Raw genomic sequence first — 21,050 nt, 5'->3', positions numbered from 1 at the left:
GACGCAGATACAACGGCCGGCGACGCCGATGCTTGAGCGCTCAGGTCACGCGCATCGGCGCCGATATCAACAGTTCATTTCCCTGGAAATCCCTACATGTCCCCGACGCCCACCTCCGGCACCCTGTCCCCGGCCGACGCCGCCCTGCTGCTGGACCACCTGATCGGTGATGCAGCGTTCCGCAGCCTGTTCGTGACCGATGCGCTGGCGGCGCTGTCCTCCATCGGCATCGATCCGGGCAGCCACACCGCCTGCCTGGCGGTGGATGTGCTGGCCACGCCGGAAGAACTGCAGGCGGTGCGCACCGCGCTGGAGGCCTACCTGAGCGGCTCGACCTCGGCGATGAACATCATCTTCTGCTTCGAGGCCGGCAAGATCGGCGAAACGATCAGCTGACACCGCTTCACGGTGAACCCGGGGCGCTCCACGGGGCGCCCCAGGTCGCCACATCGTGCACGTTGAGCGGCTGCCAGACCTGCATGGCCGGCACCTCGGCAATGGCCAGGCCCCGGTGGCGGGTCAGCCATTCCTGCTGCTGCTTCACTCCCGCCGGGTCGTTGCGTGCCTGGTGGGCATGCAGCATCACCACATGGGCCTGGAACGGTTCGCTGCCATCCAGGATCGGCGCCAGGATCCGCAGTGCTCCGTCGGCATCGCCGCGGCCCAGCGCATCCATTGCCTGCACCACGCGCAACCGGTGCTGGGTAACCGGGCTCTTCTGCGCGCGCAGGACCGCCGCGTTGTCGCGCAGCAGCTTGGCGGCCAGCGCGGGCTGGCCATCACGCTGCGCAAGGTAGGCCACCGCCAGCAGCTGCAGCGTGCGGTCGGCAAGATTGGGGTGGTCACGGTCGGCCAGCAATGCCTGCAGCTGCGTGCCCAGCCCGGCCAGCTGCTGGCCGCTGCCGGCTTCGCACAGGCTGGCCACCGTGGCATGCATCAGCTGCCGCTGGATCTGGTAATCCACCAGTACCGGGCGCAGGGTATCGGCGCGTACAGCGGCACGCATGGCACTGCAGTCGCCGCGATCGGCGGCCAGCAGCATGCGCGCGCGCAGGAACATCAGCTTCTGCAGGTCATCACGGCCCTCGCCCAGGCTGTCGAGCATCTGCCCGGCCTGCGCATAGCGGCGCAGCGCCACCAGCACGTCCACCTCGCTGTCATCGGCACCGATGCCACGCAGGCTGGCCACTTCCCTGAGCGTGGCCAGCGCCCCTTCGGCATCGTTGCGCGCCAGCTGGATGCGCCCGACCATCACCATCGGCCAGGATCGCAGGTGGTCCTGCGGCACCGATGCACCGCGTGCGAACGGTTCGGCTTCGGCAAACCGGTTGTCCAGCACCAGGTACCAGGCGGTGTTGGACAGGCCGGCGAACGAATCGGGATACATGCCGGCCAGCACCCGCCAGGTATCCAGCGGCCAGCCACCCGGCTCCAGCTCCGCCTGCCAGCCGCGTACGTACAGGCGCTCGCGATGTGGCAACCGCGGCGCCAGTGCCAGCGCCTTGTCCAGGTACCGGCGTGCTTCGGCGCGGTCGGACACGCGGGCGTAGTGACGCGCGATCGATGTATAGGCCAGGGCGAATTCCGGGTCGAGTTCGACCGCGGACTGGTACAGCTGCAGCGCTTCATCGAAGCGGCGCTTGGACAGCGCGCGTTCGGCCAGCGCATAGGCACGCAGCGCGCGCAGGTTGTGGGTGGAGGCCATCGGCAGCGGCAAGGAAGCCGACAGCCCTGCCATCGATTCACCCAGCCCGCCGCGCAGCTTTTCCACCACCGTGCCGGCGGCCGCGATCGCCCCGTCCCGGGCATCGGCATGGGCCGCGTAGCGCGTGACCACCTGCGCGGTCGCCGGGTCGACCACATCCACGGCGATGTCGTAGCCACCGGCGCGGTTGACGACCGAGGGCATCAGCACGGCGCGTGCGCCTTCGCGGTTGGCCACGTCCACGGCCATCTTCAGATCCAGCGGGCTGTCACCGGGAACGCGGGCCATTTCCAGGCTTTCGCTGATCTTGCCCTCCGCCAGCACGTTGATGTGGCGGGACTGTTCCAGGCCCACCAGCAGGGCCTGGCGCAGCGAGGCATCGAACACCGCTTCACCGGTGCCGTTGCGCACATCACCAAGCACCACCCAGTCACGTTCGGCAAACGCGATGGCCGGTGCCGGGCGTGCCAGCAGCCAGGCACCGGCCACCAGTGCGATGACCAGCGTCGCCTGCGCCGTCATCACCATCGGCCGGCGCCACCAGGGCATGGCCCGCACGGCCTTGGCGCTGCCGCGCGGGCGTGACGGCATGTCACTGTCTGCCGCGTGCACGCCGAATACTTCCATCGACTGCGCCACGCCCTTGAAGCGCCAGCGCCCGAACGACCGCCATTTCAACCCATGCCCCGCCTCGCCCAGCGCGTCGACCGCGCGGCGCACCATCGATTCGACGGCGGCCGACACCAGCAGCTGGCCCGGCCGCGCCAGCTGCATCAGCCGTGCGGCCATCGGCTTGGCCAGGCCTTCCACTTCCAGCGGCTTGGCGCCCAGCGCGATCGATTCGGCGCTGTTGTTCCACAACAGCACTTCCCCCACGTGCAACCCTGCGCGTGCACGCAGCAGGAGGGTGCGGCGGCTGCCCAGCGCCTGCAGGCCACGCTGGTAATCCAACGCGAAGCCAAGCGCATCCACCGGGCGTTCGAACAGCATGAACAGGCCGTCGGAACGATCGATCTGCTGCCCGTTCCAGCGCTGCTGCAGGGCCACGACCAGGCGGTCATGGTCCTGGAACAGCTCGGCAGCGGCGGCATCGCCCATGCGTTCCACCAGCAGGGTGGAATCGCACAGGTCGGTGAACAGCAGGGCACGCAGCTGCGTGGTGTGCGGGGTCGACGTTCCCGTGTCGCCGTTCATCCTGGGTCTCCGCTCAGGTACTGTCCGGGCCGTCGGTCCAGCGCATGCAGTTGCCGCCGGCGCGCTTGGCCTGGTACAGCGCCCGGTCAGCGCGAGCGTACCATTCGCTCCAGTCCGCGTCCGGGTGCAGCAGGCTGGCGCCGATGCTGACCAGACTCACATGGGGCGTTCCGTGGCCACGCTCGAGCAGGCCATGCACCGCGCTGAGCAGGAATTCGGCGGCGTGCTGCACGATGCCATGGTCGGCCCTGCGCAGCAGCAGGCAGAACTCATCGCCCCCCAGGCGGCAGGCCAGGTCGTCTTCGCCGGCCATCGAGCGCAGGATGTTGCCCATGCTCTGCAGCACGCGGTCGCCGGCCTGGTGGCCATAACGGTCATTGACCTGCTTGAAGTGGTCGCAGTCGATCAGCAGCAGGCCCTGCGGCCGGCCATCGGGCTGCCGGCGCGACTCCTGCAGGTACAGGGTCAGGCCGCGCCGGTTGTGCAGGCCGGTAAGGTCGTCGGTGCGCACCAGCTCGCGCGTGTGCGACAGCTGGTGGGTGGTGATGTACAGGTTGTCCAGCGCCGTTTCCAGATCATGGTTGCGGCGGCGCAGCTGTGCGATCAGCGCCTGTTCGTTGGCCACCATCCGCATGATCGTGCGGCGCAGGAAATAGGCCACCAGGCCGGGGTCGGCCTCGACCAGGCGGTGGAAATCGGCCTGGCCCAGCTCGACCACCTCGGTATCCACCAGCGCGCGGGCACCGGCACTGCGCAGGTGGTCGCCGACCAGCAGGCCCAGTTCACCGAAGAATTCGTTGCGGCCCAGGGTCTTGACCACCAGGTCTTCGCCGAAGTCCAGCTCGATCTGGCCATCAAGCACGACATACATGCGCTCGCCCCGGTGGCCGCGCAGGAACAGCCAGTGCCCGGCCGGAAGCTGGCGGCGCTGGCCAAAGCGGACGAAAAGGTCGGCTTCACCATCGGTCAGAACGGCATGCACGATTTCGGCCATCGCCACCTGGGCGATACCGGTCGTCACCTCCACATTCTCGGCCGCACCCCTGCCGGTCATTCCCTGCACCCGCCGCCAGACGTCCCCTGGTGAGCCGCGGAGCATAACACCCTTTAAAGTGTGCGCCATATCGCATTTTGTCTTGAATGCGCTCGCCACGCGCTGGATGGCCAACGGCGGCGATGCTGGGCTGAACGAGTCAGCAATGTGCAGGCAACGGAAGATAACGTTTCCATGCGCGCAGACACAACGACGGCGGCAGGTCCCCCGACCTGCCGCCGTCGCCCGGCCCTTCCCTGGCCGCCCTGATCTGCCGCCGCTCAGGCTGCCCGTTCGCCCTGGAACTGCTCTTCCTCGGTCGAACCGGTCAGCGCCGTGGTCGAGGACTGGCCCTGCTGGATCGCCTGGGTCACCGCATCGAAATAGCCGGTGCCCACTTCACGCTGGTGCTTGACCGCGGTGAAGCCACGCTCGGCCGCTTCGAACTCGGCTTCCTGCAGCTCCACGAACGCGCTCATCTGGCGGCGCGCATAGCCGTGGGCCAGGTTGAACATGCCGTAGTTCAGCGCGTGGAAACCGGCCAGGGTGATGAACTGGAACTTGTAGCCGTAGCTGCCCAGCTCCTTCTGGAACCTGGCGATGGTGGCGTCGTCCAGGTTCTTCTTCCAGTTGAAGCTGGGCGAGCAGTTGTAGGCCAGCAGCTTGCCGGGATACTTCGCGTGGATCGCCTCGGCGAACTTGCGGGCGAATTCCAGGTCCGGCTTGCCGGTCTCGCACCACACCAGGTCTGCATAGGGGGCATAGGCCAGGCCGCGGCTGATCGCCTGGTCCAGGCCGTTGCGGGTCTTGTAGAAGCCCTCCACGGTGCGCTCGCCGGTGGTGAACGGCTGGTCGTTGCCGTCGATGTCGCTGGTCAGCAGGTCGGCAGCTTCGGCATCGGTGCGCGCGACCAGCAGGGTCGGCACGCCCAGTACGTCGGCGGCCAGGCGCGCGGCGTTGAGCTTCTCGATCGCTTCGCGGGTCGGCACCAGCACCTTGCCGCCCATGTGGCCGCACTTCTTCACCGAGGCCAGCTGGTCCTCGAAGTGCACGCCGGCCGCGCCGGCCTCGATCATCGCCTTCATCAGTTCGAAGGCATTGAGCACGCCGCCGAAGCCGGCTTCGGCATCGGCCACGATCGGCTGCAGGAAGTCGATGTCATCCTTGCCTTCGGCGTGGTGCAGCTGGTCGGCGCGCAGCAGCGTGTTGTTGATGCGCTTGACCACCGCCGGCACCGAATCGGCCGGGTACAGCGACTGGTCCGGGTACATCTGCCCGGCCAGGTTGGCATCGGCGGCCACCTGCCAGCCGGACAGGTAGATCGCGTTGAGGCCGGCCTTCACCTGCTGCATGGCCTGGTTGCCGGTCAGCGCGCCCAGCGCGTTGACGAAATCCTTTTCGTGCAGGTACGTCCACAGCTTTTCCGCGCCCAGGCGGGCCAGCGAATGCTCCACGTGCACGGTGCCGCGCAGGCGCACCACGTCGGCGGCACTGTAGTTGCGCTTCACACCCTGCCAGCGCGGGTGGGTGTCCCAGTCGTGCTGGATCTGTTCGGCAGTGGGCAGCTTGCTCATGTCTTTCTCCAGTTCGGTTCGTGCGTGCAGCGGGGAGGGAAACGGCGGGAAACGCGGGCGGCAGTCAGTCGATGCGCGCGTAGGCCGGCAGGGTCAGGAAATCGGTCAGTTCATTGCTGCGGCTCAGCTCGGCCAGCAGGGCGATGGCTTCGCCGATGCGCGCGCCACCGGGCAGCGCGCGGGTGTCGCCCAGCCGGGCCGGCAGCTGCGCGAGGGTGGCATCGAGCAGGGCCAGGTCGATCGCGGTGCCATCGTCAAGCTGCTGGCCCGGCGTATGCAGCCACTGCCACAGCTGGCTGCGGCTGATCTCGGCGGTGGCCGCGTCCTCCATCAGGTGATGGATCGGCACGCAGCCGTTGCCATCCAGCCAGGCCGCCAGGTAGCGCACGCAGACTTCGACATTGCCCTCGAAGCCAGCGCGGGTGATGGTGCCCGGCGGGCGGGCGATCAGCTCATCGCGACCGGCACGCACGTCCTGGCGCAGCACGCCGTGCTGGTTCGGGGTGGGCATGTGTTCGTCGAAGATCGCCATCGCCACCGGGATCAGCGCCGGATGCGCGACCCAGGTGCCGTCGTGGCCGGCGGTCACTTCGCGCAGCTTGTCGGCGCGCACGCGCGCCATCGCCTGCTCGTTGGCGGCAGCATCGTTGTTGATCGGAATCTGCGCGGCCATGCCGCCCATCGCGTGCGCACCGCGACGATGGCAGGTCTGGATCAGCCGTTCCGAATAGGCCTTCAGGAACGGCTGGGTCATGGTCACCTGGCCACGCTCGGGCAGCACGCGGTCGGCGTGGCGGCGGAAGGTCTTCAGGTAGGAGAAGATGTAATCCCAGCGCCCGCAGTTCAGGCCGACGATGCGTTCGCGCAGGGCGTGCAGGATCTCGTCCATCTCGAACACCGCCGGCAGCGTTTCGATCAGCACGGTCACCTTGATCTGGCCATGCGGCAGGCCGAGCATGCCTTCGATGTGCGACAGCGCGGTCTCCCACAGCGCGGCCTCTTCCATGCTCTGCAGCTTGGGCAGGTAGAAGTACGGGCCACGGTCACGGGCCTGCAGGGTGCGCGCGTTGTGGAAGGCGAACACCGCCGCATCGAACAGGCCACCGGCCAGCGGCTGGCCGTCGATGGCCACGTGCTTTTCGTCCAGGTGCCAGCCGCGCGGGCGCACGATCAGCACGGCCTGCTCCTCGTACGGGCGCAGGGTGTAGTGCTTGCCATTGGCGGCGGTGAATTCCAGATCACCGCGCACCGCCCCGATCAGCGACTGCTGCCCGGCCAGCAGGTTGCGCCAGGTGGGCGAGGTCGAATCCTCGAAGTCGGCCATGAACACCTTCGCGCCGGAGTTCAGCGCGTTGATGACCATCTTCGGGTCGGTCGGCCCGGTGATCTCCACGCGGCGGTCCTGCAGCGCGGCCGGCAGCGGCGCCACGGTCCAGTCGCCCTGGCGGATCGCAGCGGTGTCCGCGCGGAAGTCCGGCAGGCCGCCCTGGTCGAAGAACGCCTGGCGCTGGCGGCGGGCCTGCAGCTGTGCCTGCCGGCCCGGTTCCACGGCACGGTGCAGCGACACCAGCAGGGCCAGCAGCGGGGCCGGCAGCAGGGTGTCCTGCCCGGCGACCCGGGTCGCCAGGGAAATCCCGGGCGTGGCCTTGGCCGGCGGCGTGGAGAAGGCGGAAGCAACGGCTGACATGGGAACACTCCAGCGGTGGGGGACGCCTCCACGGTGCCGCCGGAGCGGAGTATTTGGCAAAACAGTTTTTGCAATGTTCTTCATAAGTTGTGCTTATACTCATGACGCCATGACCACGCGCACGCCCTCAAGTCCGCGTTTTTCCTACAAATCCGATCGGCTCAAGCCGCTGCGGGCGTTCTGCCAGACCGTCCGCCTGGGTTCGGTCTCACGGGCGGCTGAGGCGCTGTTCGTCAGCCAGCCGGCCATCAGCCAGCAGCTGCAGGCGCTGGAACGCGAACTGGGCGTGCCGCTGTTCGAGCGCAGCGGGCGCCGGCTGGTGCCCAGCCGCGAGGGCCAGGTGCTGTATGAAATGGCGCAGCCGCTGGTGGAAAGCCTGGATGGGCTGGAGGCGCGCTTCCAGGACAAGGTGCGCGGGCTGGACGCGGGCGAACTGAACATCGCCGCCAACAGCTCGACCATCCTGTACCTGCTGCCACGCATCGTTGAACGCTTCCGCCAGTGCTACCCGGATGTGCGACTGACCCTGCACAACGCGATCAGCGCCGACGGCACCGACCTGCTGCGCGAGGATGCCGCCGACCTGGCGGTGGGGTCGATGACCGATGTACCGGCCGACCTGAGCTATGCCCCGGCCTATCGCTTCGAGCAGGTGCTGATCGCACCGCATGACCACCCGCTGGCCCAGGGCGAACTGGACCTGGCCGAGGTGGCGCGCTATCCGCTGGTGCTGCCGCCGAAACGGCAGATCACCTACCGGCTGGTGGACCAGGTGTTCCAGCGCCACCGCATCGCCTACACCGTCGCGCTGGAGGTGGGTGGCTGGGAGGTGATCAAGCAGTACGTGGCGATGGGCATGGGCATTTCCATCGTGCCGGCGCTGTGCCTGAACGATGCCGACCGCGAGCGGCTGGCCGCGCGTTCGATGAAGGCGTGGTTCCCCGAACGCAGCTACGGGGTGATCGTGCGCCGGGGCAAGGCGCTGTCCGCGCAGGCGCGGGCCTTCATCGACCTGATCCAGCCGGAGCTGTTCAGCCCGCGCGATTACGACCAGAGCGGGCATTCGGAGCGGTGAGGGGGTGTTGGGCAGGGCTGCTGCCCTGCACCTGCCGAAGCCGAAGCAACAGCAAAAGCCGGTTATCCGTGAGATGGCGGGGTGGATCCGGTTGCGGGGGGCGCCGTGAATCCGTCCATGGAGGCCCGGTCGCGCCATCCATGGCGCTCACGCCCCCACAACCGGACCCATCCCGCCTTCGACAGTTTTCCGCAGTCGGTCTGGACGGCATGGCCTGCTGTTGGTAGGTGTCGACCTTGGTCGACACGGTAGATCCACGCCATGTGTGGATGACGTACGAATGATCTGGCCCCATTTGGGGCTGGCGATGCATAGACTGGCCCCATGCCCATCGAACTCCGCCACCTGCGCTACTTCCTGGCCGTTGCCGATACCCTGCACTTCGGCCAGGCGGCCGAGCGGCTGGGCATATCGCAGCCGCCGCTCAGCCAGCAGATCCGCCAGCTGGAAGACCTGATCGGTGCGCGGCTGTTCGTGCGCAGCCATCGCCGGGTACAGCTGACGCCTGCGGGCGAGCTGCTGCAGGAACGTGCACGCGCCATCGTGCAGCAGGTGGAAACGGCGGTGGATGAGGTGCAGCGTGCACAGCGCGGCGAGCAGGGTGAGCTGCATATCGGTCTCACCCGGGCCACGCCGCTGTCGCCGCAGATTCCACGTTCGATCCTGCATTACCGCCAGCAGTATCCGCAGGTGCGGCTGCAGCTGAGCGAAATGAACACCCTGCAGCAGATCGATGCGCTGCTCGATGGTTCATTGGACGTGGGCATCATCCGCAAGCGCGCGCTGCCCCCGGAACTGGTGGCGCACACCCTGTTCGTCGATCCACTGGCGTTGATCGTGCATGCCGACCATCCTGCCCTGCGACGGCTCTCGAAACAGGGCACGCTGTCGCTGCGCGACTTCGCGCAGGAGCCGTTCGTGGCGTTCCGGCGCAGCGCCGGCGCGGGCATCCATGACCACATGATCGCGTTGTGCGCGGCTGCCGGGTTCACGCCGCGCATCGTGCAGGAAGCGGGTGAAGCCTCGACACTGATCAGTCTGGCCGCCGCGGGCCTGGGCGCGGCGATCCTGCCGTCGTCGTGCGATCACATCCGGGTGGAAGGATCGCGCTTCGTGGCACTGGCCGATGCTGGCGCGCATTCGGAAGTGCAGCTGGCCTGGCATCGCGAACGGGTAACGCCGTTGATCCGCAATTTCGCCACGCTGCTGCGCGGGGCGTTCGCCGGGGTGTGAGCAGAATTGAATCCGGTAGACGCCAACCTTGGTTGGCTGCCCTGCCAGAGCGCCGACCAAGGTCGGCATCCACCAGAGCAACACCACACCCGTGCGGAGCGCGCGTCGGGTCAAGCCGGCCGCCCCTGCAGCATTGGTAGACGCCAACCTTGGTTGGCCGCCCTGCCAAAGCGCCGACCCAGGTCGGCATCCACCAGAGCAACACCACACCCGTGCGCAGCGCGCGTCGGGTCAAGCCGGCCGACCCTGCAGCGTTGGTAGACGCCAACCTTGGTTGGCCGCCCTGCCAGAGCGCCGACCACGGTCGGCATCCACCAGAGCAACGCCACACACGTGCGGAGCGCGCGCCGGGTCAAGCCGGCCGACCCTGCAGCGTTGGTAGACGCCAACCTTGGTTGGCCGCCCTGCCAGAGCGCCGACCAAGGTCGGCATCCACCAGAGCAACACCACACCCGTGCGCAGCGCGCGCCCGGTCAAGCCGGCCGACCAGACAGCATTGGTAGACGCCAACCTTGGTTGGCCGCCCTGCCAGAGCGCCGACCACGGTCGGCATCTACCGGATGCCGTGCAGGGTCAGGCCATTACCGGCTGCGTGGCACGCTGCTGCAGCATCCAGACGATGCCACCGCCGGCCAGCGTCAGCACCGCGGTGAACGCGCACACGCCCGGCCAGTCCCAGGCGCTGTAGGCCAACCCGCCCAGCGCGCCCAGCACGCTGGAGCCCAGGTAGTAGGCGAACAGGTACAGCGCCGAGGCTTCGGCGCGCATGGCACCTGCACGGCTGCCGACCCAGCTGCTGGCCACCGAATGGCCGCCGAAGAAGCCGAAGGTCACCAGCGCGATGCCGACCGCCATGGCCGGCAGCCACGGCAGCGCCAGCAGCACGATGCCGGCGGCGATCAGCGCGAAGGAGATCGCCAGGATGCGGCCGCGCCCGTACCGCGTGGCCTGCTGGCCCATCCACGCCGAGCTGAAGGTGCCCACCAGGTACACGCTGAAGATCAGCCCGACCACGGTCTGGCTGAGCCCATAGGGCGGTGCCAGCAGGTGGTAGCCGAGGTAGTTGTAGAGGGTGACGAACACGCCCATCAACACGAACGAGGTGGCGAACAGCCACGGCAGGCCGGGATCGGCGAACAGCGTGCGCCAGCGCGACGGCAGGTGGCGGAGGCCCCCGCGACGGGCCTGGAAGTGGCGCGAGGGCGGCAGCTGCAGCCACAGCAGCACGGTGCTGGCCACGGCGATGATCGAGACCACGCCGATGCCCCAGCGCCAGCCCCAGTGGTCGGCGATGATGCCGGCCAGCAGGCGGCCACTCATGCCGCCGATCGCGTTGCCGCCGATGTACAGGCCCATGGCCAGGCCCAGCGCGCGGCTGTCCATTTCCTCCACCAGGTAGGTCATCGCCACCGCCGGTACACCGCTGAGCGCGAGGCCCAGCAGCGTGCGCAGCACCAGCAGCGAGGCCCAGTCATCGACCAGCGCGGTGCACAGCGACAGCAGCGCCGACAGCATCAGCGCGACGATCATCAACGGGCGCCGCCCCACCGCATCGGACAGCAGGCCGGCCAGCAGCATCGCCACGGCCAGGGTACCGGTGCTGAGCGACAGCGACATCGCGCTGCCGGCGGCCGAGACACCGAAGTGCCGGCTGAACTCCGGCAGCAGCGGCTGCACGGCATACAGCAGGCCAAAGGTGGAAAAGCCGGCCAGGAACAGGGCCAGCGCGGTACGCCGGAACGCCGGGGTGCCCTGCTCGATGCGGGTCGCGGCGGGAGAATCGGCCTGAGCCGGGGACAGGGAGCCGCGCGCGACGGCGGCGGTATCGCCATTCATGGTTCGACAGGCCACGGGGGACGTGGCCGGGTGTGGGGACAAGCGTCAGCCTAGTTCCGCCGATCCAGACGATCCATAACCTGTCAGGTCATGATTGATATGCAGCAAGTATCAATACAGCTTACAGGCGCTGCCACTCAAGGCCATGGCCGCGCCGGTAATACACCGCCACCGCGCGACCGTAGATCCGGTCGGCATCGACAAAGCCGAAGAAGCGGCCGTCGAAGCTGTTGCCACGGTGGTCGCCCAGCACCAGCACCTTGCCGGCCGGCACCTGCATGCCGGTGATGTCCGGGCCGCCGCCCAGGTCCAGGTCCAGCGTGGCCTGGCGCTGGCCAAAGGTTTCGCTGCGCGAGGTACCGACCTGCAGCGGCCGCCCGTTGATGCTCAGGTAGCCATCATGCAGCTGCACCTGGTCACCGGCCACGGCCACCACGCGCTTGATCAGGCGGGTGCCATCGGCCGGGGAATCGAACACCGCCACCTCGCCACGCTGCGGGGTACCCGCCGCCAGCAGGGTGTGGCCGGTGAAGGGCAAGCGCAGGCCGTAGGCGCGCATGTCCACCACCACACGGTCACCCGGCTGCAGGGTCGGCTGCATCGAGCCACTGGGTACTACGTAGTGGTTGGCCAGGGTATCGCGCGCGGCGGCGAGCAGGCCGAGCATCACCAGCAACGGCACGGCTTCCTTCTTCAGCCAGGCCAGCAGGCGGTGGGACATCGGGGGGCGGGCGGCGCTATCCATGGGCGGGTCCAGTGGGTGGATGCAGGTCTGACCACGCGCGGCGCGTGGGGTTCCCGCGTGCCGGCCGCTGACCCTGGCCTGACCGGCGCACGGGGGTTACGCAGGTTTTACGGCCCGGCCCGGCTGCCGGCATCGCACGTTTACGGGCATGGCGCGCATCGTGTGCCCACCGCGCCACAGGCGCATTGCTGAAGGTGTTCCATGACCATCCTGGTGATCCGGCACGCGCCGCCGTCGGCGCCGTCGCCGATGCTGCCCGCGCAGCTGGCCGGCCATCGCGTGCTCTGCACGTCCTGCACGGACCTTGCCGGCCTGCGCCAGTGCCTGTGCCAGCCGCAGGCGATGACGGCGGACTGGGTGGTGATCGATGTCGGCGTGGCCGACGAGATGCAGTGGCAGGATGAAGGCGCGGCGCTGGGCGATGCCATCGAGCACCTGCCGGCCCCGTACATCGAGCTGCAGTCGCCGGCGCAGCCGGGGCTGGAAGCACGCCTGCACCTGCAGCATGGCCCGGCGGCGATCGTGGTCGACCAGCGCAGCCAGCAGGCGGGCTACCCGCTGTCGCTGGCCATCGTCGGCCGCCGCCTGGCAATGGAGGGCTGAGCCATGTCGATCTTCATCATCCGTGGCCCGGAAGCGGCCGGTGCGTTGATCCGTACCGCTGCGCCGCTGCCGGGGCAGGTGCTCAAGTCGCTGGTGCACCGGGCGATCGATGCCGGTACCAGCGTGGCGATCCGTGCGTGTGGTTCGGAACAGGAACTGCTCGATGCGCTGCGCGTGGCCGATCACAGCCGGGGCGAGGTCACCCTGCTCGACCCGGGTGCCTGCGCCGACAGCCTGCGCCTGCAGCGGTTGCTGCCGCACCTGCACAACGCCTACGTGGAAGTGCATGACGATGGCGCGGTGGCCGAGCCGTGCCTGCCGGCCGGGGCCGGCCAGCGGCTGGGGATCGCCGCCGGGTACGGGGCGCAGAGCTATGTGCTGGCGCTGGATATCGCGCTGGACCACCTGGGGTTGTCCGAAGGGGCCAACCGGGTGCACGTGGGGACGTGAGGGGACCGGCCGGGCGGCGCCCGGCACCCGCAGAGGCAACGGCAACGGCAGAAGCCCAAGCAACGGCGGCTGCCCGGAGATGGCGGGGCGGGTCCGGTTGCGGGGGGCGCCGCAACCGGACCCACCCCGCCTTCGACAGTTGGCCGGTGGCCCGGTAGATCCACGCCATGCGTGGATGGGGTGCGGCTACTGCATGATCGTTCGGTGGGACACAAAAAAACGGCGGGGTTTCCCCCGCCGTTTTCGTTTACTGCTTCAGGCCGCGGAACTTCAGCAGCGGCTCGACCGAGGGGTCCTTGCCGCGGAAGTCGCGGTAGAGCTCGGCCAGTTCGACGCTGTTGCCGCGCGAGAGGATCTTGTCGCGGAACTCCTGGCCGTTGGCGGCGGTCAGGCCACCGTGTTCGGTGAACCACTGGAAGGCGTCATGGTCGAGCACTTCCGCCCAGAAGTAGGCGTAGTAGCCGGCCGAGTAACCGCCACCCCAGATGTGGTCGAAGTAGGTGGTGCGGTAGCGCGGCGGCACCTGCGGCAGGTCGATCTTGAACTTCTTCAGCGCAGCGGCTTCGAAGGCGTCCACATCCTGCAGCGGGGCGTCGGCCTTCTGGGTGTGCCAGGCCAGGTCAAGCAGCGCGGCCGACAGGTATTCGGTCGTTGCATAGCCCTGGTTGAAGCTGCGTGCCTTGAGGATCTTGTCCACCAGCTCCTGCGGCATCGCCTCGCCGGTCTTGTAGTGCTTGGCGTAGTGCGCGAACACCTTCGGGTCCAGGGCCCAGTTCTCGTTGAACTGCGAGGGGAACTCGACGAAATCGCGCGAGGTGGCGGTACCGGCGATCGAGGGGTACTTCACGTTCGAGAACATGCCGTGCAGGGCATGGCCGAACTCGTGGAACATGGTGGTGACGTCGTCGAAGCTGATCAGTGCCGGCTGGCCCGCGGCCGGCTTGGTGAAGTTGCAGACGTTGTAGACCACCGGCTTGGCACCGGTCAGGCCGTCCTGCTCGACGAACACGTCCATCCAGGCGCCGCCGGACTTGCTGTCACGCTTGAAGTAGTCGGTGTAGAACAGGGCCAGCGAGCTGCCGTCCTTGTCGAACACTTCGTACACCTTCATGTCCGGGTTGTAGGTCGGAATGTCGGTGCGCTGCTTGAAGGTGATGCCATACAGCTGGTTGGCGGCGTAGAAGACGCCGTTCTGCAGCACGTTGTCCAGCTCGAAGTACGGCTTGACCTGCGATTCGTCCAGGTCGTACTTGGCCTTGCGGACCTGCTCGGCGTAGAAGTCCCAGTCGGAGGCGGCCAGCGTGAAGCCGCCCTTCTGCGCGTCGATGACCTTCTGGATCTCGCCGGCTTCGGTGCGTGCCTTGGCGGTGGCGGCCGGCACGGTGTCGGTCAGCAGCTTGAGCGCGGCAGCCGGGGTCTTGGCCATCTGGTCGCCGAGGTTGTAGTCGGCGTAGGTGTCGAAGCCGAGCAGCTTGGCCTTCTGCGCACGCAGCTGGGCCAGGCGCTGCACGGTCTGCCGGGTGTCGTTGGCATCGCCGCGTTCGGCGCGGGTTTCGGAGGCCTTCAGCACGGCGGCGCGCTGGTCGCGGTCGCTCAGCGAACCGAGCACCGGCTGCTGGGTGGTGTTCTGCAGCGGCAGCAGGAACTTGCCTTCCAGCTTGCGGTCGGTGGCGGCGGCGGCAGCGTTGTTGATGGCGCTGTCATCCAGGCCGGCCAGCTTGGCCTTGTCGTCCACCACCACGGCGGCGGCGGCGGTAGCGGCGACCAGGCGGGTGTGGAACTGCGTGGACAGCGTGGTTTCCTCCACGTTGAGCTTGCGCAGGCTGGCCTTGTCGGCGTCGGACAGCTGGGCGCCCGAGCGCACCAGGTGGTCGTAGTAGTGCTCGACCAGGCGCTTCTGCACCGGGTCCAGGCCCAGGCTGTCACGCTGGTCGTAGATCGACTTCACGCGCGCGAACAGCTTCGGGTCCAGGTTGATTTCGTCCTGGTGCGCGGCCAGCTTCGGCGAGATTTCTTCCTGCACCTTCTGGCGGGCATCGTTGGTATCGGCCTGGACCAGGCCGAAGAAGATGCGCGAGACGCGGTTCAGGGTTTCGCCGCTGCGCTCCATCGCCACGATGGTGTTGTCGAAGGTGGCCGGCTCGGTGCTGTCGACGATCTTGCGCACGTCGGCCAGGTGCTGGCGCATGCCTTCTTCGAAGGCCGGCAGGTAGTCGCTGTCCTTGATCTTGTCGAACTGCGGGGCCTGGAACGGCAGGGTGCTGGCGCTCAGCAGCGGGTTGGTGGCCGCTTCGGCCGGCTGCTGGGTCGGGGCTTTCTGGGTTTCGGACACGGGGGTGGACTCCTTGCCGGAACAGGCCGCCAGCGCAAGGCTGATGGCAGCGGCCAAAACGACGGTACGCGACATGGGGTAAGGCTCCTTGGGCAGGCTTGACCGGGGACAGCCGATCACCCTACTCCTGTTGCCGCCGTCCGGCATGTGCCGGACGTGGCGGCTGTGCCCGGGGGCGGGCGCAGGCTCAGACCGTGCCGCGGGTCTTGCCGATCCAGGGCCGGTAGAACTCGCGGATGCGCGCCATGTCGGCCGCATCGTCACCGCTGGGGGTGAACACCGGGCCGATGCCGATGGTCTTTTCCGGGTAATGGAAATAGGCCGCCAGGATCGGCACGTCGGCCATCCGCGCGATCTTCAGAAAGCCGGCCTTCCAGTCCTTCACGGCCTTGCGGGTGCCTTCGGGGGTGATGGCGAACCACATCTTCTCGTTGTTGCGGATCAGGTCCACCGCCTGGCCGACGGTACCCTGCGGCGAGCTGCGGTCCAGCGGGATCACGCCCAGCTTGTGCAGCAGCGGGCCCAGCGGCCACCAGAACAGCGACGCCTTGCCCAGCACCTTCACCTTCATGCCCAGCGCGATCTTGGCGGCCATGCCCCACAGGCCGTCCCAGTTGGACGAGTGCGGGGCGATGATGAACACCAGCCGGGGGATGTCCGGCAGGGTGCCGGTCACTTTCCAGCCGCCCAGGCGCAGGGTGCAGCGCGCCAGCCAGCGCAGGAAGGCGTTGGGTTTGACCTGCGGCATGCTCGGCGGAACGGCCGGCAGCAACGGTGTCGGGTTGTTCAAGCACTCACTCCCAGTTGCGTGTGGAGCGCCCGCGCTTGACCTGCGCGCGCTCGCGTTTGGCGTCCAGACGACGCAGTTTCGACCCGAAGGTCGGCTTGGTGGCCTTGCGTGCCTTGGGCACGCTCAGCCCGGCCTGGATGATGGCCGCCAACCGCTCGCGCGCGTCCTCGCGGTTGCGGTCCTGGGTACGGAAACGCTGCGCGTCGATGACCAGCACGCCTTCGCTGGTCATGCGCCGGTCGCGCCGCGCCAGCAGGCGCGCGCGCAACGGCTCGGGCAGCGAAGGCGAGTTGGCCACGTCGAAACGCAGCTCCACCGCCGTTGCCACCTTGTTGACGTTCTGGCCACCGGCACCACTGGCACGCACGAACCGCTCCACGAGTTCATCATCGGGGATCACAAGATGCGCGTTGATGGTGACTGGTCCATTACCCATGGGCGCATTGTAGCCGCTGGCGCGGTTGTCATCGCGCCCCGTATGCCGCCGAACACGCGGCCAACACGCCGCCTTCGCCTTGGGGGGAGGTATGCTGCGGCTTCCATGTACCGCAGGATGCCCGCATGATCCGCCGTGTTCCCCGTTTGCCTGCCCTGCTGCGCCGCAGCGCGCTGCTGCTCGTGCTGGCCCTGGCCAGCGCCCCCGCCCTGGCCGCCCCGCCGACCGATGGCGACATCAACCGCCTGCTCTCGGCTTCGCGTGCGCAGAGCATGCTCGACACCATGCTGCCGCAGATCGAAGCCATGCAGCGCCAACAGTTCGAGCAGATCGCCGCCCAGCGCAAGCTCGACGCCCAGCAGCAGGAGCAGCTGCAGCGCATCCAGGCACGTACCAGCCAGACCCTGCGCCAGGCGCTGTCCTGGCAGCAGCTGCGGCCGATGTACGTGGACCTGTACAAGAAGACCTTCAGCAAGGAAGACGTGCTGGCCATGGCCGAGTTCTACGAGAGCTCGGCCGGGCAGAGCCTGCTGGACAAGACCCCGGCGCTGATGCAGAACGTGATGGTGGCCATCCAGGCGCGCATGCAGCCGCTGTTCGCCGACCTGCAGAAGGACCTGGACGTGATCGTCAACGAACCGGAAAAGAAGTAATCCGGCGGCGCCGGGCATCGCCCGGCGCCACCTCAGGCCACCTGCCAGCCGAACAGGTCCAGCGCCTTCTGGAATTCGGCGTCCACCGGCGCGCGCACGTCCACCGTGCCGCCGTCGGGGTGCGGGAAGCGCAGGCGCTCGGCATGCAGCAGCATGCGGTGCACGCCCTGCATGCGGAAGTTGCGGTTGTGGCGGCCATCGCCGTGGCTGGTGTCGCCGATCAGGTGGTGCGAGAGATGCTTGAGGTGCCGGCGGATCTGGCGGAAGCGGCCGGTCTGCGGCTGGCAGCGCAGCAGCGCATAGCGCGAGGTTTCAAATTCCCCCACCGGCACGGCCAGTTCGCCGGTGGCCAGGCGCTGGAAATCGGTCACCGCCGGCTTCTTCACCGGCTTGCCGGGGCCACCGTCCAGCTCATGGTCGACCTGCCAGGCGTCCTCGGCCGGCCAGCCGCGGCAGATGGCCAGGTAATCCTTGGCCACTTCGCCCCCCATCAGGGCCTTGCCCAGCGCGCTGGCGGTATCGCGGTCGAAGGCCAGCAGCAGACAGCCGCTGGTGGCGCGGTCCAGCCGGTGGACCAGGAAGATCGGCCGTCCCAGCTGCTCGCGCAGGCGGTCGGCCAGGAAATCATCCTCGCCACGGGCCAGCTTGCTGTCATGGACCATCAGGCCGGCCGGCTTGTCGACCACGGCCAGGCGTTCATCCAGATGCAGCAGCTGCAGGGGAGGCAGTTCAATGGCGCTGTCGGTGGGAAGCGCGGTGTCAGGTTCGGTACTCACGGCGCGATTATCGGTGCCCACCGGGCATCAGGGATAGGGGCCAGGCACGGCCCGGTGGTCAACCGTTGCGCACGGCCAGCAGTTCACCGTTGCCTACCGGCACCAGGCTGCTGCTGAAGGCCGCATCGGCGTCCAGCAACGCACGCAGCGGTGCCAGCTGGGCGGCATGGGACGTCGCGTTGTCCACCACCAGCAGGCCCCCGGGCCGCAGCACGCGGCGCAGCTGCGGCCACCAGCCGGCGTACTGTTCGCGGTCCGAATCCAGGAACAACAGGTCCACGCTGGCATTGCCGGCCTGCGCCAGCCACGCACCGGCATCGGCGTGGACCAGGGTGATGCGTTCCTCCAGGCCGCTGCGGGCGAAGGTCGCCCGGGCCATCGCGGCCTTGTCCGCAGCGTATTCCAGGGTGGTCACGTGGCCATCGATGGCCGCGGCCGCCTCGGCCAGCCACAGCGTGGAATAGCCGTTGGAGGTACCGATTTCCAGCACGCGCCGGGCCTTGCCGAAGCGCACCAGCACCGACAGCAGTTCGCCGGTGTCGGCCGTGATGTTGAGCATCCGGCGCCCACGCGCGGTTTCATGCGCGTCATTGTCGGCGCCGAACCGCGCCAGCTCGGCCTTCAGCGCGGCCAGCGCGTCACTCATCGCCACCACGCCCGCAGCAAGGCGGCCGCGCCGGCCACGGCGGCGACCAGGCTCCACACCGGGGCGTCGCCCAGGTACCAGCCCGGCGGCTGCAGCACGTACATCAGCGCGGCGATGGCCAGCAGGCCCACGCCGGTGATCGCCCCGACCGTGTGCTTCTGCAGGCGCTGCACGCTGGCATCCAGTGCCGCCAGGTCGCGCGAGCGCATCGACAGTTCATGGCGGCCTTCCACCTGCTGGCTCAGCCAGGCATGCACCAGGCGCGGCATGTCCGGGGCATGGGTCATGATTTCCGGCAGGCGCTTGCCGATCTCGCGCACCACCCGGCGCGGGCTGTAGCGCTCGCGCAGGATCCTGGCCAGCACCGGCTTGGCCACGGCCCAGATGTCGATCTGCGGGTCCAGCTGGCGGCCCACGCCTTCGATGTTGAGCAGGGTCTTCTGCAGCAGGATCAGCTGCGGCTGCAGGGTCAGCTGGTAGCGCTGGGCGACCCGGAACAGCTTCAGCAGCACCTCGGCCAGCGAGATCTGCGACAGCGGGCGGGTGAAGTACGGTTCGCACACCGAGCGCACCGCCGCTTCCAGCTCATCGATGCGCACGTTGTCCGGCATCCAGCGCGCCTGCACGTGCAGTTCGGCGATGCGGCGGTAATCGCGGTTGAAGATGGCCATGAAGTTCTCGGCCAGGTAGTACTGATCTTCCTGCGAGAGCTGGCCCATGATGCCGAAATCCAGCGCGATGAAACGCGGGTCGTCGCGGCGCGCCGGATCGGTGTCGACCCAGATGTTGCCCGCGTGCGCATCGGCATGGAAGAAGTTGTCGCGGAACACCTGGGTGTAGAACACCCGCACGCCCTTGGCCGCCAGCGCCTTGCGGTCAATGCCGGCACGGTCGAGCGCGGCGATGTCGTCGGAAGGAATACCCCAGACCCGTTCCAGGGTCAGCGCGCGTTCGGCGGTATGGCTCCAGATCACTTCCGGCACATACAGGTTGTCGGAATCTTCCCAGAACCGGCGCAGCACGCTGGCATTGGCACCTTCGCGCTGCAGGTCCAGTTCGGCCGACAGCGTGTTCTCCACTTCGGCCACCACTTCGCGTGGCCGGATCTTGTCCGCGCGCGGGTGGGTGCGCTCGACCAGGGCGGCCAGCGAATTGAGCAGGGCGATATCCGCATCGATCTGCTTCTCGATGCCCGGGCGCAGCACCTTGACCACCACCTGCCGCCCATCGGCCAGCGTGGCCGCGTGCACCTGGGCGATCGATGCGGAGGCCAGCGGTTCGGTATCGAAGCTGGCGAAGGCCTCGCTGACCGGCAGGACCAGCGCTTCTTCGACGATGCGCCGGGCGGTGTCACCGTCGAACGGCTTGACCCGGTCCTGCAGCAGGGTCAGTTCGTTGGCCACGTCCGGCGGTACCAGGTCGCGGCGGGTGGACAGGATCTGCCCGAACTTGACGAAGATCGGGCCCAGGTCCTGCAGGGCCAGGCGCAGGCGCGCACCGCGCGACTGCGCGGCGACATCGGCCGATGCACGCGGCACGAACGGCTTGGCCAGGCGCAGCCAGCGTTCGGCGGCGGTACCCTGCAGCAGGTCGTCCAGGCGATAGCGCAGGATCACCCGGCCGATGCGGCTGGCCCGCAGCAGCGCCTTCATGCCGCACCCCGCAGGCGCTGCACGCGCGCGGCCAGGCGTTCGACATCGTCGCGCAGCACGTCCACATCATCGTGGAAGGCATCCAGCTCGCCACGCGGCACCACGTCGCGCGATTCCTCGGTCAGGAACTCGGCGGCGCTGTGGGCCAGGTCGCGCGCACCCTGCCGGGCATGCTGCAGGGCATTGCGCAGGGTGTTGGCCACCTGCACGCCCAGCACTTCACCGAACACGCGCACGAAGGGCTGCTGCCAGTCCGGGTCGAAGCCCTTGGCCAGCTGCTGCAGGCGCCGGGCCAGTTCGGCGTCGCCGGCCACGCGTACGCGGCCCTTGCCGCCGCTGTCGCGCCGGGCGTTGGCCAGCAGCGGCAGCTGTGCCAGCACGCCGGCCAGGCTGCTGCGCACGGCCAGGTCGGCCTCCTGCGCGTCCACCGGACCGACCCGCAGCTGTTCGCCATCCACGCTGATGCGCATGGCCAGCGCCGGTGCTTCCAGGGTCAGGTCGATATGCCGGCCGTCGAGGCTGGCCAGGGCCAGGCGGGTGTCCGGATCCAGCGCCAGTGCGCGGTTCAGGGCGATCTGCAGGGCGCGGCCGGCGACCGGCTTGAGGGACGAGAGCAGGGAAAGAGCCATG

Annotated in this window: 19 protein-coding genes; 6 read left to right on the top strand and 13 right to left on the bottom strand. The window is 68.4% G+C overall.

What is annotated here, in order from left to right:
• The first annotated feature begins 96 nt into the window (after positions 1 to 96).
• A complete protein-coding gene (locus Q9R17_RS09330; RefSeq protein ID WP_308158134.1) occupies positions 97 to 396 on the top strand; it encodes an NHLP-related RiPP peptide in 300 nt (99 codons plus the stop codon).
• Positions 397 to 403: 7 nt separating this feature from the next.
• Here the strand turns inward: Q9R17_RS09330 and Q9R17_RS09325 are convergent, their stop codons facing one another.
• The 4 genes from Q9R17_RS09325 to aceB all read right to left on the bottom strand — a co-directional run bounded on the left by Q9R17_RS09325 (position 404) and on the right by aceB (position 7,193).
• Positions 404 to 2,899: a putative peptide modification system cyclase gene (locus Q9R17_RS09325; protein ID WP_308158133.1), complete on the bottom strand. Its 2,496-nt coding sequence runs from the start codon at positions 2,897 to 2,899 to the stop codon at positions 404 to 406.
• Positions 2,900 to 2,912: 13 nt separating this feature from the next.
• The gene (locus Q9R17_RS09320) at positions 2,913 to 3,953 is read right to left on the bottom strand and encodes a GGDEF domain-containing protein (protein WP_308158132.1); all 1,041 of its coding nucleotides are present in this window, start codon (positions 3,951 to 3,953) and stop codon (positions 2,913 to 2,915) included.
• 260 nt (positions 3,954 to 4,213) lie between these two features.
• Complete coding sequence (gene aceA, locus Q9R17_RS09315; protein WP_308158131.1) at positions 4,214 to 5,506, bottom strand: isocitrate lyase; 1,293 nt, start codon at positions 5,504 to 5,506, stop codon at positions 4,214 to 4,216.
• A gap of 64 nt (positions 5,507 to 5,570) precedes the next feature.
• Entirely contained in the window at positions 5,571 to 7,193 is a 1,623-nt protein-coding gene (gene aceB / locus Q9R17_RS09310; protein ID WP_308158130.1) for a malate synthase A, read from the bottom strand.
• Positions 7,194 to 7,302: 109 nt separating this feature from the next.
• Here aceB and Q9R17_RS09305 point away from each other — a divergent pair, with 109 nt between their 5' ends.
• Positions 7,303 to 8,268 carry a LysR family transcriptional regulator gene (locus Q9R17_RS09305; RefSeq protein ID WP_308158129.1) on the top strand — a complete coding sequence of 322 codons (966 nt, stop codon included), beginning with the start codon at positions 7,303 to 7,305 and terminating at the stop codon, positions 8,266 to 8,268.
• Positions 8,269 to 8,592: 324 nt separating this feature from the next.
• Positions 8,593 to 9,501: a LysR family transcriptional regulator gene (locus Q9R17_RS09300; RefSeq protein WP_308158128.1), complete on the top strand. Its 909-nt coding sequence runs from the start codon at positions 8,593 to 8,595 to the stop codon at positions 9,499 to 9,501.
• 573 nt (positions 9,502 to 10,074) lie between these two features.
• Here the strand turns inward: Q9R17_RS09300 and Q9R17_RS09295 are convergent.
• Both Q9R17_RS09295 and lepB read right to left on the bottom strand, forming a co-directional pair.
• A complete protein-coding gene (locus Q9R17_RS09295; RefSeq protein ID WP_308158127.1) occupies positions 10,075 to 11,337 on the bottom strand; it encodes an MFS transporter in 1,263 nt (420 codons plus the stop codon).
• A 121-nt stretch (positions 11,338 to 11,458) separates the two neighbouring features.
• Positions 11,459 to 12,082, bottom strand: coding sequence for a signal peptidase I (lepB, locus tag Q9R17_RS09290; protein WP_308158126.1), 624 nt, complete (start codon positions 12,080 to 12,082; stop codon positions 11,459 to 11,461).
• 201 nt (positions 12,083 to 12,283) lie between these two features.
• Between lepB and Q9R17_RS09285 the strand changes: the two genes are divergently transcribed.
• Together Q9R17_RS09285 and Q9R17_RS09280 are read left to right on the top strand one after the other, a co-directional pair.
• Entirely contained in the window at positions 12,284 to 12,685 is a 402-nt protein-coding gene (locus tag Q9R17_RS09285; RefSeq protein ID WP_308158125.1) for a hypothetical protein, read from the top strand.
• A gap of 3 nt (positions 12,686 to 12,688) precedes the next feature.
• The gene (locus Q9R17_RS09280; protein WP_308158124.1) at positions 12,689 to 13,135 is read left to right on the top strand and encodes a 3-dehydroquinate dehydratase; all 447 of its coding nucleotides are present in this window, start codon (positions 12,689 to 12,691) and stop codon (positions 13,133 to 13,135) included.
• A 247-nt stretch (positions 13,136 to 13,382) separates the two neighbouring features.
• Here Q9R17_RS09280 and dcp read toward each other — a convergent pair whose 3' ends face one another.
• From dcp to arfB, 3 genes are all read right to left on the bottom strand, one after another.
• Positions 13,383 to 15,542, bottom strand: coding sequence for a peptidyl-dipeptidase Dcp (dcp, locus tag Q9R17_RS09275; RefSeq protein ID WP_308158123.1), 2,160 nt, complete (start codon positions 15,540 to 15,542; stop codon positions 13,383 to 13,385).
• Positions 15,543 to 15,654: 112 nt separating this feature from the next.
• Positions 15,655 to 16,215 (bottom strand): lysophospholipid acyltransferase family protein, encoded by a 561-nt coding sequence (locus tag Q9R17_RS09270; RefSeq protein ID WP_308158317.1) that lies wholly within the window; start codon positions 16,213 to 16,215, stop codon positions 15,655 to 15,657.
• Positions 16,216 to 16,261: 46 nt separating this feature from the next.
• Positions 16,262 to 16,693: an alternative ribosome rescue aminoacyl-tRNA hydrolase ArfB gene (gene arfB / locus Q9R17_RS09265; protein WP_308158122.1), complete on the bottom strand. Its 432-nt coding sequence runs from the start codon at positions 16,691 to 16,693 to the stop codon at positions 16,262 to 16,264.
• A gap of 125 nt (positions 16,694 to 16,818) precedes the next feature.
• On the opposite strand from arfB, the gene Q9R17_RS09260 reads away from it, so the two are divergent.
• The gene (locus tag Q9R17_RS09260; protein ID WP_308158121.1) at positions 16,819 to 17,346 is read left to right on the top strand and encodes a DUF2059 domain-containing protein; all 528 of its coding nucleotides are present in this window, start codon (positions 16,819 to 16,821) and stop codon (positions 17,344 to 17,346) included.
• A 32-nt stretch (positions 17,347 to 17,378) separates the two neighbouring features.
• On the opposite strand, the gene Q9R17_RS09255 is transcribed toward Q9R17_RS09260, so the two are convergent.
• From Q9R17_RS09255 to Q9R17_RS09240, 4 genes are read right to left on the bottom strand one after another with little or no spacing between them, the layout of a single operon-like run.
• On the bottom strand, positions 17,379 to 18,122 hold the full coding sequence (locus Q9R17_RS09255; protein WP_308158120.1) for a pseudouridine synthase: 744 nt from the start codon (positions 18,120 to 18,122) through the stop codon (positions 17,379 to 17,381).
• Between the two features lie 58 nt (positions 18,123 to 18,180).
• Positions 18,181 to 18,768: a class I SAM-dependent methyltransferase gene (locus tag Q9R17_RS09250; RefSeq protein ID WP_308158119.1), complete on the bottom strand. Its 588-nt coding sequence runs from the start codon at positions 18,766 to 18,768 to the stop codon at positions 18,181 to 18,183.
• Positions 18,765 to 20,420, bottom strand: a complete 1,656-nt coding sequence (gene ubiB, locus Q9R17_RS09245; RefSeq protein ID WP_308158118.1) for a ubiquinone biosynthesis regulatory protein kinase UbiB — start codon at positions 20,418 to 20,420, stop codon at positions 18,765 to 18,767. The genes Q9R17_RS09250 and ubiB overlap by 4 nt, the downstream gene beginning before the upstream one ends.
• Positions 20,417 to 21,049 carry an SCP2 sterol-binding domain-containing protein gene (locus Q9R17_RS09240; protein WP_308158117.1) on the bottom strand — a complete coding sequence of 211 codons (633 nt, stop codon included), beginning with the start codon at positions 21,047 to 21,049 and terminating at the stop codon, positions 20,417 to 20,419. Before Q9R17_RS09240 ends, ubiB begins: the two co-directional genes overlap by 4 nt.
• Position 21,050: the final 1 nt, after the last annotated feature.

This window comes from Stenotrophomonas sp. 24(2023), assembly GCF_030913365.1.
Lineage (GTDB): Bacteria > Pseudomonadota > Gammaproteobacteria > Xanthomonadales > Xanthomonadaceae > Stenotrophomonas.
The sequence above is the reverse complement of the archived record's forward strand: the minus strand, read 5'-3'. Positions and strand labels throughout refer to the sequence as shown.